14 protein-coding genes and 2 pseudogenes are annotated in these 13,227 nt (G+C 63.4%); 6 read left to right on the forward strand and 10 right to left on the reverse strand.

Going from position 1 to position 13,227, the window contains the following annotated elements:
• From NKI69_RS32205 to NKI69_RS32215, 3 genes and pseudogenes are all read left to right on the forward strand, one after another.
• Complete coding sequence (locus tag NKI69_RS32205; protein ID WP_352723322.1) at positions 1-639, forward strand: NrsF family protein; 639 nt, start codon at positions 1-3, stop codon at positions 637-639.
• Between the two features lie 417 nt (positions 640-1,056).
• Positions 1,057-1,739, forward strand: a pseudogene (locus NKI69_RS32210) (PAS domain-containing protein); the annotation flags it as partial.
• 75 nt (positions 1,740-1,814) lie between these two features.
• Positions 1,815-2,810, forward strand: coding sequence for a diguanylate cyclase domain-containing protein (locus tag NKI69_RS32215; protein ID WP_352723328.1), 996 nt, complete (start codon positions 1,815-1,817; stop codon positions 2,808-2,810).
• A gap of 52 nt (positions 2,811-2,862) precedes the next feature.
• On the opposite strand, the gene NKI69_RS32220 is transcribed toward NKI69_RS32215, so the two are convergent.
• The 7 genes from NKI69_RS32220 to NKI69_RS32250 all read right to left on the reverse strand — a co-directional run bounded on the left by NKI69_RS32220 (position 2,863) and on the right by NKI69_RS32250 (position 8,410).
• Positions 2,863-3,741, reverse strand: a complete 879-nt coding sequence (locus tag NKI69_RS32220) for a 3-hydroxybutyryl-CoA dehydrogenase (protein ID WP_013529423.1) — start codon at positions 3,739-3,741, stop codon at positions 2,863-2,865.
• 232 nt (positions 3,742-3,973) lie between these two features.
• A complete protein-coding gene (locus tag NKI69_RS32225; protein ID WP_128304638.1) occupies positions 3,974-4,903 on the reverse strand; it encodes an electron transfer flavoprotein subunit alpha/FixB family protein in 930 nt (309 codons plus the stop codon).
• Positions 4,904-4,927: 24 nt separating this feature from the next.
• On the reverse strand, positions 4,928-5,677 hold the full coding sequence (locus NKI69_RS32230) for an electron transfer flavoprotein subunit beta/FixA family protein (RefSeq protein ID WP_023811130.1): 750 nt from the start codon (positions 5,675-5,677) through the stop codon (positions 4,928-4,930).
• A gap of 213 nt (positions 5,678-5,890) precedes the next feature.
• Positions 5,891-6,691 carry a rhomboid family intramembrane serine protease gene (locus tag NKI69_RS32235; protein ID WP_352723323.1) on the reverse strand — a complete coding sequence of 267 codons (801 nt, stop codon included), beginning with the start codon at positions 6,689-6,691 and terminating at the stop codon, positions 5,891-5,893.
• A 29-nt stretch (positions 6,692-6,720) separates the two neighbouring features.
• Positions 6,721-7,302, reverse strand: coding sequence for a cob(I)yrinic acid a,c-diamide adenosyltransferase (locus tag NKI69_RS32240; RefSeq protein WP_023811132.1), 582 nt, complete (start codon positions 7,300-7,302; stop codon positions 6,721-6,723).
• Positions 7,303-7,327: 25 nt separating this feature from the next.
• Positions 7,328-7,519, reverse strand: coding sequence for a twin transmembrane helix small protein (locus tag NKI69_RS32245; RefSeq protein WP_013529428.1), 192 nt, complete (start codon positions 7,517-7,519; stop codon positions 7,328-7,330).
• A 24-nt stretch (positions 7,520-7,543) separates the two neighbouring features.
• The gene (locus NKI69_RS32250; protein WP_081734841.1) at positions 7,544-8,410 is read right to left on the reverse strand and encodes an SDR family oxidoreductase; all 867 of its coding nucleotides are present in this window, start codon (positions 8,408-8,410) and stop codon (positions 7,544-7,546) included.
• Positions 8,411-8,465: 55 nt separating this feature from the next.
• On the opposite strand from NKI69_RS32250, the gene NKI69_RS32255 reads away from it, so the two are divergent.
• Positions 8,466-9,317, forward strand: coding sequence for a YihY/virulence factor BrkB family protein (locus NKI69_RS32255; RefSeq protein ID WP_013529430.1), 852 nt, complete (start codon positions 8,466-8,468; stop codon positions 9,315-9,317).
• A gap of 191 nt (positions 9,318-9,508) precedes the next feature.
• On the opposite strand, the gene NKI69_RS32260 is transcribed toward NKI69_RS32255, so the two are convergent.
• Both NKI69_RS32260 and gluQRS read right to left on the reverse strand, forming a co-directional pair.
• A complete protein-coding gene (locus tag NKI69_RS32260; protein ID WP_352723325.1) occupies positions 9,509-10,405 on the reverse strand; it encodes a DMT family transporter in 897 nt (298 codons plus the stop codon).
• Positions 10,406-10,553: 148 nt separating this feature from the next.
• Positions 10,554-11,429, reverse strand: a complete 876-nt coding sequence (gene gluQRS, locus NKI69_RS32265) for a tRNA glutamyl-Q(34) synthetase GluQRS (RefSeq protein WP_023811136.1) — start codon at positions 11,427-11,429, stop codon at positions 10,554-10,556.
• Positions 11,430-11,502: 73 nt separating this feature from the next.
• On the opposite strand from gluQRS, the gene NKI69_RS32270 reads away from it, so the two are divergent.
• Both NKI69_RS32270 and NKI69_RS32275 read left to right on the forward strand, forming a co-directional pair.
• Entirely contained in the window at positions 11,503-12,144 is a 642-nt protein-coding gene (locus NKI69_RS32270; RefSeq protein WP_023811137.1) for a DNA-3-methyladenine glycosylase family protein, read from the forward strand.
• 128 nt (positions 12,145-12,272) lie between these two features.
• A complete protein-coding gene (locus NKI69_RS32275; protein WP_006328497.1) occupies positions 12,273-12,830 on the forward strand; it encodes an HNH endonuclease in 558 nt (185 codons plus the stop codon).
• 263 nt (positions 12,831-13,093) lie between these two features.
• On the opposite strand, the pseudogene NKI69_RS32280 reads toward NKI69_RS32275, so the two are convergent.
• Positions 13,094-13,227: pseudogene (locus NKI69_RS32280) on the reverse strand (IS110 family transposase); the annotation flags it as partial.

The following is a 13,227-nucleotide window of genomic DNA, read 5'->3' on the forward strand; positions in this document are numbered from 1 at the left end:
ATGAGGACGGACGATCTCATCAAGGCGCTGGACGCCGATGCAAGCAGCAAGGCGATGCCGCTGCGATCGGCCTGGTGGCTGGCCGCCGGTGCGGGGGCGGTGATCGCGGCCATCGTTTTCCTGCTGACCATCGGCCCGCGCCCAGACTTCATGGCGGCCGCGCACACGATGCGCTTCCTCTCCAAATTCGTCTTCACCATCGTGCTTGCCGTCAGCGCCTTCGCCCTGATCCGTGCCTTGTCGACGCCGGGCGCCTCGACGGGCCGGGCAATGGCCTGGATGGCCGCGGCGCCAGTGCTGGTAGCCGTGGCGGTGCTTCTGGAGCTTTTTATGGTGCCGGAGGCGCTGTGGGGTACACGGATGGTCGGCAACAACATGATGCTCTGCATGGGCTTCATCCCGCTGATCGGTATTGGCCCGCTTGCCGTCTTCCTGTGGATGCTGCGCTATGGCGCGCCGACACGGCCGGTGCTTGCCGGTGCGGTGGCGGGCCTGCTCGCCGGCGGGCTGGCGGCAACCTTCTATGCCGCGCACTGCTTCGACGACTCGCCGCTTTTCGTCGCCCCCTGGTACACGATAGCGATCGCAGCGCTCGCATTGCTCGGTGCGCTCGGCGGACGGTTTTTCATACGCTGGTAGCGTTTCGTAACGATCGCGGACCCGTGCACCGATCCTTAATCATGCCGGCAATTGTTTGCCGGTTGGCGACCACGCCGGCATGCCGGACGCAACCTTTCCTTAAAAACGATCCGCCAAGGTTGATGCGAGAACATGCGTTTGCGCACGGGGGTGGCACGTATCGTGATGTGGCGAGGATTGACCAGCCGAGAATCTCTTGGGCATGCAGGGTTGGCGTTGCTCGTCGCCGGCCTGGGCGTGCTGGCGACCTCGATCCTGCTTTCGCGCCTGGACCTCGGCACCGAAGCGCTGAAGCTCTGCCTGCGGATCGCGGTGGCGGTGGCGGCGGGCGCGCTGTTCCTCGCTGCTCTGTCCGCCCGCAGGATCAGCAGGGATCGCCAACAGATCGCCGAGAGCGAACTGCGCTTCCGCCGCGCCATGGAGGATTCGGCGATCGGCATCGTGGTTGTCGGTCTCGACGGTCGCATCCGCCAGACCAATCCGGCCTTCGCCGCCATGCTTGGCTACACAAGCGAAGAGATCGAGGCGCTGACTTCTTCCAGATCACGCATCCCGACGATCTGCAGATCGGGCGGGAGACGATGGACGATCTGAAGGCGGGCACGGTCAATTCCTTCCACTTCGAGAAGCGTTATCTCAGGAAGGACGGAACGCCCGTCTGGGCCCATCTTGCCGGCTCGGTCATTCGCGATGAAAACAGCGGCCGTCCGCTCTATCTCGTCTCGCCAATCGAGAACATCGACGCGCGCAAGCAGGCCGAGGCGCGCATTGCCGAAGCGGAAACGCGTTGGAATTTTGCTCTGGCTGGTGCCGGCCAAGGCGTCTGGGACCTCGACATGCGCAAGGGCGGCACGACCTATTCCTCGACCTGGGTCAAGATGCTGGGCTATGCGGATGGCGAGCTCGATGGCGACACCGACAGCTGGCTGACGATGATTCATCCCGACGATCGCGAGACTGTCGCCGAAGCGGATCGCGCTCATCTCGAGGGCAAGACACCGTTCTTTGAGGCCGAATTCAGGATGCGCCACAAGGATGGCCACTGGATGTGGATACTCGACCGCGGCAAGGCTATCGAACGCGACGAGGATGGACGGCTGATCAGGGCCATTGGCAGCCTGACCGACATCACCCGTCGCAAGGAGGCCGAAGAGCGCCTCACTGTGTCGGCGGCAATGCTTGCCGATGAAAAGGAGCGGCTGAGGGTGACGCTGCAATCGATCGGCGATGCCGTCATCTGCACCGATGCCGCAAACCGCATCACCTTCATGAACCCGGTCGCCGAAAAGCTGACCGGGATTGCCGGCGGCGAGGCCCTCGGCAAGGTGCTTGGCCATGTCTACTGGGCGGTCGACGAGGAGACGGGGCACAGGATTGGCGTGACCCGGCCCGTGGTTGGCGTTCAGGCGCCGGCCGACCAGAACAGCCGCGCCGTCCTTATCCGGCGCGACGACACGCGCTGCAGCATCCGTCAGGTCGTGTCGCCGATCATCAACGAACGGAACGAATTCTGCGGGCTGGTCATCGTCTTCCAGGACTTTACCGATGCGCGCGCGCTGCAGCGCCAACTGGCGCACGCCGCGGCACACGATGCGCTGACCGGCCTTGCCAATCGCTCGAGCTTCATCCGCGCCATGGAGGGCCTAGTCGGCCAGGCGCGCAAGGACGGCACCGCCGACACGACAAAGTCGACCGGCGACACGACAAAGTCGGCCGGAGCCAGCGGACATCAGTTCATGTTCATCGATCTCGACCACTTCAAACTGGTCAACGACACGGGCGGCCACGCGGCGGGAGACGCGCTGCTGAAGCGGGTTGCCGTGGCGATTCGCGGCGTGCTTGGTCCAGACGATATCGTCGCTCGCCTCGGCGGCGACGAATTCGCGGTCATTCTGAAATCGGGTTCAGCAGCCGGCGCCAAGATCGCGGCGCGCTCCATCATCGATGCGATCGGCGGCCTGGATTTCACCTGGGACGGCCGTCCTCACGTGATCGGCGCCAGCATCGGATTGGCTGCGATCAATGCCAATTGCGGCGAGGTCGACGAGATCATCGCGAGAGCCGATGCGGCCTGCTATGCGGCCAAGGCGGCCGGCCGTGGCTGTGTCTCCGTGGCGCCCGACGCACGGATCGTGGATGGCCGGACAGAGCCGCTGGCCGCGGCCTCCTGATCGAGCCTGTCACCGCCGAAAGGCTTGCCCCTGATTTGCGCCGACGATGCGCTCAGCGCGTCGGAACGGGATGCTCGCCGCGATAATCGTAAAAACCGCGCCCGGTTTTGCGGCCGAGCCAGCCGGCCTCGACATATTTCACCAGCAGCGGGCAAGGACGGTACTTCGAGTCCGACAGGCCGTCATGCAGCACCTGCATGATCGACAGGCAGGTATCGAGCCCGATGAAATCGGCCAGCTGCAGCGGCCCCATCGGATGGTTGGCGCCGAGCCGCATGGCGGTGTCGATGGCGTCGACCGAGCCGACACCCTCATAGAGGGTGTAGATCGCCTCGTTGATCATCGGCAGCAGGATGCGGTTGACGATGAAGGCCGGAAAATCCTCCGAGACCGTAATCGTCTTGTCGAGTTGCTTCACATAGGTCTTTGCCGCCTCGAAGGTCTGGTCCTCGGTGGCGATGCCGCGCACCAGTTCGACCAGCTTCATCAGCGGCACCGGGTTCATGAAATGTATGCCGATGAACCGCTCCGGCCGGTCGGTCTGCGCGGCAAGCCGCGTGATCGAGATCGACGAGGTGTTGGTCGCCAGGATGGCTTCGGGATTGAGCTGCGGACAGAGCTGGGCGTAGATCTTGCGCTTGACCGTCTCGTCCTCGGTCGCCGCTTCGATCACCAGATCCGCGCCGGCAAGATCGGCCATCGCGGGCGCGGCCGAAATGCGGCCCATCGCGTCGTTGCGCACCTTCTCGTCGAGCTTGCCGGACCCCACCTGGCGGGCCATGTTGCCGCTGATTGTGGCGATGCCTTTCTCGATGCGGTCGGGCGAAATATCATAGATCAGCACCTTGTAGCCCGAAAGCGCGGAGACATGGGCGATGCCGCCGCCCATCTGGCCCGCGCCGATGATGCCGATCGTCTCGATCTTGCTCATTACACCGATCCCGTCCTGAGCCCTTCCGCTTGAACTGCGAAAGCGCTCCACCTTTTTATTTTACCGCAATTCCCTAGGGAAAGCGCTACGCGCTTTTCCCGGGAAAACCGCTGCGCACTTTTGCTGGATTGCTTTTCGCCTTTGCGGCCTGCTTTTTGTGCGGTGCAAACTAAAAGGGCGGGGCGACTTCGTCTACCCCACCCTCACCATTTAATACCTTTGGCAGAAAGCGTCAAAGCGCCTTTTGCAGCTCCGGCAGAATGACGAAGAGATCGCCGACGAGGCCGTAGTCGGCAACCTGGAAAATCGGCGCCTCCTCGTCCTTGTTGATGGCGACGATGACCTTCGAATCCTTCATGCCGGCGAGATGCTGGATGGCGCCGGAGATGCCGACCGCGATGTAAAGATCGGGGGCAACCACCTTGCCGGTCTGGCCGACCTGCCAGTCGTTCGGCGCATAGCCGGCATCGACCGCGGCGCGGGAGGCGCCGACGGCTGCACCGAGCTTGTCGGCGACCGGCAGGATGACCTCCTGGAACTTCTCCGCCGAACCCAGCGCACGACCACCCGAGATGATGATCTTGGCCGAGGTCAGCTCCGGACGGTCGGTCTCGGAAAGCTTGTTCTCGACGAAGGTGGAGAGGCCGGGATTGGCCGCGGCCTTGACGGTCTCGACCGCCGCCGAGCCGCCCTCGGGGGCTGCCTGGAACGAGGCTGTGCGAACCGTGATCACCTTCTTGGCGTCGCTCGACTGCACCGTCTGGATAGCGTTGCCGGCATAGATCGGGCGCTTGAAGGTGTCGGCCGATACGACTTCGATGATCTCGGACACCTGCGCGACATCGAGGAGCGCAGCCACGCGCGGCGCGACATTCTTGCCCGACGAGGTCGCCGGCGCGATGATGGTGTCGTAAGCGCCCGCCAGCGACACAACCAGTGCTGCCGTCGGCTCGGCGAGGCGCTCGGCGAGTTCGTCGGCTTCGGCCAGCAGCACCTTGCTCACGCCCTTGAGCTTGGCGGCAGCGTCCGCTGCCGGCTTGGCGCCCTTGCCGGCAACCAGCACATGCACGTCCGAGCCGATCTGCAGGGCGGCCGACAGCGCCTTGGCGGTCTGGTCGGAAAGCGTTGCGTTGTCGTGTTCTGCGATGAGGAGAATAGCCATTTTTCTTGTTCCTTTCCCGATCGCTTACAGCACGCCGGCTTCGTTCTTGAGCTTGTCGATCAGTTCGGCGACGCTCTTGACCTTGACGCCTGCCTTGCGGCCACTCGGCTCCTCGGTCTTGATGACCTTCAGCCGCGGCTTGACGTCGGCGCCGTAGTCGGCCGGGGTCTTCTCGTCGAGCTGCTTCTTCTTGGCCTTCATGATGTTGGGCAACGAGGCATAGCGCGGCTGGTTGAGGCGAAGGTCGGCGGTGACGATCACCGGCATCTTCAGTTCCACGGTCTGCAGGCCGCCGTCGACCTCGCGCGTCACCTTGGCGTTGTCGCCGTCGAGCACGATCTTGGAGGCGAAGGTGCCCTGCGCCCAGCCCAGCAGTGCCGCCAGCATCTGGCCGGTCTGGTTCGAGTCGTCGTCGATAGCCTGCTTGCCGAGAATGACGAGGCCGGGCTGCTCGGCGTCGACGACGCCCTTCAGCACCTTGGCGACGCCGAGCGGCTCGGTCTGTTCATCGGTCTTGACCAGGATGGCGCGGTCGGCGCCCATGGCGAGCGCGGTACGCAGGGTTTCCTGCGCCTGCTGCGGGCCGATCGAGACGACGATGATTTCTTCCGCCTTGCCAGCTTCCTTCAGCCGGATTGCTTCTTCCACCGCGATTTCGTCAAACGGGTTCATCGCCATCTTGACGTTGGCGAGTTCCACCGCCGAACCATCAGCCTTCACGCGAACCTTGACGTTCGCATCCACAACCCGCTTCACGGGTACAAGGATCTTCATTTGCCTGTCACCTCTTCACGCTAGTTGGGCGCGCTATAACAGCCTGCGCCCTTTCCGAGTTGTCGAAAGCCGACATTCCTGACTGAATTTTGGCCGGATGGAATTCTGGCCGGATGGAAATTCTGGTCTTTGCCCGCCTTAGGTTGCGGCGGTGACGTTTCCGTAGTTGCGGCAACCCTGCACGTCAATACGCCGCAAGCCACTCAAATCGGTTCAGTCCGAACTGGAAGCGTTTCCTCGCCCCCAGCGCGGCGTCGCGGCGGGTGGCTCAGGCGCCAACGGCTCGGCAGTGGCCTGCGGCTGGTTGGAAGCGGCGACCGCGGCATCGTCGTCAGCGCCGGCAAACAGCGGCACGCCACGGCTGCGCAGGACGAGCACAAGAACGGCTCCGGCAATGATGCCGCCGATATGGCAGGCCCACGAAATCTGGTCGTCGCCGCCGGCGGCAAACATCACCACCTGGAACAGCACCCACAAGATGAGCGGGATGAAGGCTGGAATCCGCAGCGGGATGCGGGCGAAGGCCAGCACCCAGACCTTCACCCTGGGATAAAGGATCAGATAGGCGACGACCACCCCGGCAATGGCGCCGGAGGCACCGATCAGCGGCGCCTGTGAATCCCAGGAGACGAGCCCTTGGAAGGCGGCTCCGGCGATCGCGCACAACAGATAGAAGATGAGGTAGCGGATGTGGCCGAGCGCATCCTCGACATTGTCGCCGAACACCCACAGGAACAGCATGTTGCCGCCGAGATGGAAGATGTCTGCATGGAGGAACGAATAGGTGAGGTAGCTCAGGCTTTCGGGGATGACGATGAAACGGGGATCGAGCTCGGCGGTGTCATGGACGACCGACGGGATGAAGCCGAGACCAAGCACGGCGGCATTGGAGAAACTCTCGCCGCCGAGCGCGGTGGCAAGGTAGACCAGGGCATTGACCACGATCAGCCCGATGGTCACATATTGCAGGCGGATGTGCCGCAGCCTGTTGGTGTCGTAAAGCGGGATGAACATTGCCCCAGGCCCTCTTCCGCTTTCGACAATCAGCGGTTCTTGCCGGGAACCCATAGCACGTCGGCGTTTCCGTTGTCATTGACCGCCCGGGCGGCGACAAACAGGAAATCCGAGACGCGGTTGATGTATTTCAGTCCGTCGCGGTTGACGTGCTCGTTCGGGTCCTGGGCAAGGGCCACGATCAGCCTTTCGGCCCGCCGCGCCACGGTGCGGGCAAGGTGAAGTGCCGCCGCTGCCGGCGTGCCGCCATTGAGCACGAAGGATTTGAGCGGCTGAAGCTCCTTGTTGAGAAGGTCGATGTCCTTCTCGACCCGGTCGGTCTGCACGGCGACGATGCGAAGCGGCTCGTAGCCGAGTGGCTTGCCGTCGTCGGGCACGGCGAGATCGGCGCCGAGATCGAACAGATCGTTCTGGATGCGGGAAAGCATGGCATCGATCGCGGGATGGGTCGCGGCCGTGTGGACCCGGGCGATGCCGATGCAGGCATTGGCCTCGTCGACGGTGCCGTAAGCGTCTACCCGCAGGTCGGATTTCAGCCGCCTTTCGCCGGTGCCGAGACCCGTGGTGCCATCATCGCCGGTGCGGGTGTAGATCTTGTTGAGCTTGACCATTTCGCCTCCCCGGCTGCCGATATCCTCACTTGCGGGTGAAATACACCGCAAGCAGGATCAGCACCAGCGCCACGGCCTGCAGCATGACGCGTGCCTGCATCAGCTTGTTCGAGGTGACGCCGGAACCGCCGCGCATCATGTTGATGAGGCCACGAACAAGCACGACCGCAACGGCGACCATGACCAGAATGGCGAGAATGTTGAAGACGGTTGCCATTGTTGCGTTCCAGTTGTTTGGCGTTCAGGCGCGTTTGGCCATCAGGCGGTAGAGCATCGATGCCGGCAGGATGCGTTTGAGCACCGCACCGATCCTGGCCGGCACTGTTACCACATAGTGCGGGCGCGGGCGCCGCGACAGAAGTGCATGGCGCAGCGCCGCATGAACGACTTCCGGCCCTGGCTTCAAGGCCGATTGGCTGCCGCCGGCCCGCAACCGCTCGAGTTGCGCCGCATAGTCCACGCGGTGCACGGAATTTTCGTGGTCGATGCTGCTGAGAAACCAAATGAGGCCATTGCTGGCGATCTTCGACTTCACCGGCCCCGGCTCGATCAGCGAAACGTGGACGCCGCTGCCGGCCAGTTCCTGGCGCTGGCAGAGCATCAAGGCCTCCAGTGCATGCTTCGACGCGGAATAGGCGCCGCGGAAGCGCACCGGCACCAGGCCAAGGATCGACGAGCAGTGGACGATGCGGCCCTGACCCTGGCGGCGCATCACCGGCACCAGTCGGCGGGTCAAATCATGCCAGCCGAAGAAATTCGCCTCGAACTGCTGCTTGAGCGCCGCAACGGGCAGATCCTCGACGGCGCCCGGCTGCGCATAGGCGCCGTTGTTGAACAGGGCGTCGAGCCGGCCGCCGGTGCGGTCGAGCACCGCCGTCACCAGCGCGGCGATGGAGTCCGGCTCGCAATAATCGAGATAGAAGGCCTCGATGCCGTCGGCTTCGAGCGCGGCGATGTCCTGCGGCTTGCGCGCCGTTGCGAACACCCGCCAGCCTTCCGCCTTCAACGCGCGGGCGCAGTACGCGCCTATTCCCGAAGACGCACCGGTGATGATAATCGAGCGCACCTTCTGCGCCGGACTGTTCGTGGTTTCGCCAAGGGTTGCCATTTGCCGCAATCCCTTCCCATATTCCCGGCGTGGAGACAATTGGAGGGCGCGGTTCTTGTTGCGGAAGATCGTAGCCCTCAAGCGGGTTCTCTACGACGCGCTTGGCCATTTCAACACCGATGACGGCTGGGCCATGGCCAGCCATCTGGCGATCACATCGCTGATGGCGCTGTTCCCGTTCCTGATCTTCGCGACGACGCTGGCGAGCTTCCTGGGCGCGCAGGCGTTCTCCGACACGGCCGTGCATCTGGTCTTCGACACCTGGCCCGAACAGATCGCCAAGCCGATCGCGCGCGAAGTGCTCAATGTGCTGACCGTCCGGCGCACCGACCTTTTGACCTATGGTGTGGTGCTTGCTGCCTATTTTGCGTCGAACGGCATCGAGGCGCTGCGCACGTCGCTCAACCGCGCCTACCGCGTTTCGGAAACGCGCGGCATCATCTACCGCCGGGTGCAGAGCATCATCTTCGTTCTCATCGCCACGGCCGGTTTCCTGGCGATCAGCGTGCTCCTGGTGTTCGCGCCGCTGCTGGCGCGGCTCGCCGAAGCCCATATCGACTGGATCAAGCCCTATATGGGCACCATCACCCTGTGGCGTTACGTCATCGCTTCGGCGGTCATCGTCGGCGGATTGTTTGCCGTGCATTTCTGGCTGCCGGCGGGCAAGCGCCGCTTCGTCTCGCTGGTGCCGGGCATCGTCTTCACGCTGGCGGCATGGCTTATCGGCTCGACCATCTTCGCCACCTATCTCGACCACTTCTCGTCCTACGTGACGACCTATGCCGGCCTGGCCTCGATCATGATCGCCGTGGTCTTCCTCTACATGGTCTCGGCGATCTTCATCCTCGGCGGCGAGCTCAACGCCGCGATCAGTCGCTATCTGGAGGCGCGTGCGCGGGTGGGATGACAGGTCGAATTGGGGAACTGGAATGGGAGAATTGAGGAATGGGAGAATTGAAGAATTGAAGAATTGACGTAGCACCCAGCGCCAGATGGCCCCCATATCTGCCTCAATGCCTCAATGCCTCAATGCCTCAATGCCTCAATTCCTCAATTCCTCAATGCCTCAATGCCTCAATTCCTCAATTCCTCAATTCCTCAATTCCTCAATTCCACAGTTCTTCCCTTGGCCTGCCGAGCCGTTGCCAGGCCGACGCCGAAGGTCGTGATCGCCATGCCGGCGATCTGCAGCGCATTGAGCTGTTCGTCGAACAGGGCCCAGGCGATGATCGCCGTCACCGCGGGCACCAGGTAGAACAGCGAGGCAACTTTCGACATCTCGCCGTCGCGGATCATCACCATCAGCAGGAAGATGGCGCCGAGCGACAGCACCAGCACCAGCCAGGCCATGGCGAAGATCAGTTCGCCGTTGATGACGACCGTGTGCGTCTCGAAGGCGAGTGAGGCGAGGAGCATCAGCGAACCGCCGCCGATATATTGCCACATGGTCGCCGCGACGAGGTCGCCGCCGGAAGCGAAGCGCTTTTGCCAGATGGTGCCGGCGCTCATGCCGAGCACCGAGACCAGCGAGGCGGTCAATGTCGCAACTGTTACGCCGCCGCCCAGCGCGCCGAGCTTCGGCCACAGCACGATGACGATGCCGATGAGGCCGATGCCAAGGCCAAGCCAGTGGCGCGGCAGGATCGCCTCGCCGAGAAACTTGCCGGCAAGCACGGCCGTGATCAGCGGCTGCAGGCCGACGATCAAGGCCGAAAACCCGGCCGGCATGCCCCTGTGGATGGCCCAGAACACGGCGCCGAGATAGACGCCATGCATCAGGATGCCGGCGCCGGTGGCATGCAATGCCTCCTTGCGCGTGGCTCTTTTTGAACCCAGCACAAGCATCAAAACTGCCAGCAGGATGGCGGCGATGACGAAACGCGCGGCGAGGAATGTGAACGGTTCCGCCCACGGCATGGCGTAGCGCGCGCCGATAAAGCCGGTCGCCCACAGGACGACGAAGGTGGCGGGGATGAACCGCTTGATGCTGTGCATGTTCCGGAGACCGCCGCGCTGGAGGGAGTTGACCGTGGCGCTGCTCTACTGCGCTTCAACCCGGCGCGCAAAACGAAACCGTTGATCCATGCATCACCGGAATTCAACGGGCGTCAAGTTCGACATGCGTTACCTTGGCCGCGCCGGCTCAAAGCCCGACTATCCGCCGGATGCCGTCAGGTGATGCGCCGGCATGGCGCAAGGCGGCAAGGCTGGTGTCGCCGAGGCTTTTGGACAGCTTTCGTCCGTCTGGCCCCAGGATGAGACGATGATGGAAATAGGCCGGTTGCGGCAGTCCGAGGAGTTGCTGCAGCAGGCGCTGCACGCCAGTGGCGGAAAACAGATCCTGGCCGCGCACGACGTGGCTGACGTCTTGCAGCGCATCGTCCATGACGACGGCGAGGTGGTAACTGGTCGGAATGTCTCGGCGCGCCAAGATCACGTCGCCCCAGTCCCGCGGGCGGGCTTCGACGGAGCGCGTCGCGGAAAGCGTCTCGTCAGAATACTCCGTCCATGAAAGGTCCTTGCCGACACGCGCCATGGCGGCATCGACATCCAGCCGCCAGGCGAAGGGTGCATTCTCGGCGATCCGCCGCTGGCGTTCCTTCAGCGGCAGCGCCTTGTCGGTGGCGGGGTAGAGCGGCACGCCATCGGGATCGCGCGGCCAGTCGCGCCCACGCTTTTCGCTGTCGGTGATGAAGGCGCGGATCTCGCCACGGCTCATGAAGGCGGGGTAGACGAGTTCGTCCGCGATCAACCGCTCGAGCACCGCCTGGTATTCGGCGAAATGCTCGGACTGGCGGCGCACCGGCTCTTCCCAGCCAAGCCCCAGCCATTTCAGGTCGGCAAGCACGCCTGCCTCGAATAGCGGCGTGCAGCGCGTCGTGTCGATATCCTCGATGCGCAGCAGCAGGCGGCCGTGCGCCTGTGCCGCCAGCTTCTGGTTGAGCAGCGCCGAATAGGCGTGGCCGAGATGCAGGTCGCCGTTGGGGCTGGGCGCGAAGCGGAATGTCAGGAGTGTCATCTCTCAGGCGGCAATCATGTTTTGCGGCGCTTCGCCAATTGCTACCCTGTCGACGGTCGAGGAACAAGAAAGCATGCGCCGTATCGTGACATCAGACGACATTGCCCGGGGGCTCGATGCGCTTTGCGTGATCGACCCGCGCCTGGAAAAGGTGCGCGGCATGGCCGGCGAGGTGCCGCTGCGGCTGTCCGAGCCCGGGTTTCGAAGCCTGGCGTCGATCGTCGTCTCGCAGCAAGTGTCCCGCGCCAGTGCCGATGCGATCTTCGGCCGGCTGACCAAACTCGTCGATCCGCTGACGCCGCAAGCGATCCTGGCCGCCGGCGAGGACATGTTTCGCGAGGCCGGCCTGTCGCGGCCCAAGCAGCGCGGCCTGATCGCAATTGCCCAGGCGGTGGCCGACGGCCTCGACCTTCATCACCTCTGTTCGCTCGATGCCCAGGAGGCGATCACGACGATGACGGCGGTGTCCGGCATCGGCCCGTGGACGGCGGAAGTGTATCTCTTATTCGCCGCTGGGCATCCCGACATCTTCCCCGCGCGCGACGTCGCGCTGCAGAGCGCGGTCGGCCACGCGCTCGGCATCGAGCCGCGTCCGCCGGAGAAAACCCTGATCGCATTGGCCGAATCATGGAGCCCGTGGCGAGGTGTCGCATCGCGGCTTTTCTGGTCCTATTATCGTGAAACCAGAGGGCGAGACGCCGCGCCGCCGGCCTGAATCCGCAAAAAATCATAAAAATCACGCATTTTTGGCGCTTAGGCCACGCGACAATCCGCTTCACATCCCTGTCATGTCGGGCTTACAGTATCCGCGCCGTTCGGGTCTAGAACCAAGGAGGTGAACACGTGACGGTTGCCGTATCTCCGGATGGGCTTCCAGCACTGGTGCTGAATGCGGATTACCGTCCGCTCAGCTATTACCCCTTGTCGCTCTGGTCGTGGCAGGATGCCATCAAGGCGGTGTTCCTCGACCGGGTGAACATCGTCGCCGAATACGAGCACGCCGTCTCCTCGCCGACCTTCTCGATGAAGCTGCCGAGCGTGGTCAGCCTGAAGGCCTATGTGAAGCCCTCCAGGCACCCGGCCTTCACCCGCTTCAACGTCTTCCTGCGCGACCGTTTCCAGTGCCAGTATTGCGGCACGCCGGAGGACTTGACCTTCGATCACGTCATTCCCCGCCACCGTGGCGGCGCGACGACATGGGAGAATGTCGTTGCCGCCTGCTCGCCCTGCAACCTCAGGAAGGGCGGCATGATGCCGGCGCATGCCAAGATGTGGCCGCTGCAGAAGCCTTTCCAGCCGACGGTGCACGATCTGCACAACAATGGCCGCCTGTTCCCGCCCAACCATCTGCATGAGAGCTGGATGGATTATCTGTACTGGGATGTCGAACTGGAGCCCTGAGATCGTTCGAGAATTCGGGAGGCTGGCCGTCTGGAGCGATTCACATGCCTACCACTTCCCGGTATCGGGCCAGCACGGTGGCGCTCACCTATCAGCGGCTTCGCGCTTAAGGACCGGCTTCCCCCACTCCGTCGCTGCTTCGCAGCGCCACCTCTCCCCCCTCCGGAGGGAGAGGAAGGGAGCCCAGCGTAAGGAGCGCTGGCTCAATAGGCTCGCGCCTTTCCTCTACCCCGTCGATCGGGGGAGAGCGACTATCTGGGGTGTCAAGTTGCAATTACGAACTCGTTGCGCGCATCGCGTGCTTTTGCATTGAGGATGACCAGGAGTTTTCTGGCGAGTGCGATGCGGATGAGCATTTTTGGCTTTCCCGCCTGTTGCAACCGTTGAGCGAAAGCTT

The sequence above is a fragment of the Mesorhizobium sp. M0491 genome (assembly GCF_040321265.1).
Lineage (GTDB): Bacteria > Pseudomonadota > Alphaproteobacteria > Rhizobiales > Rhizobiaceae > Mesorhizobium.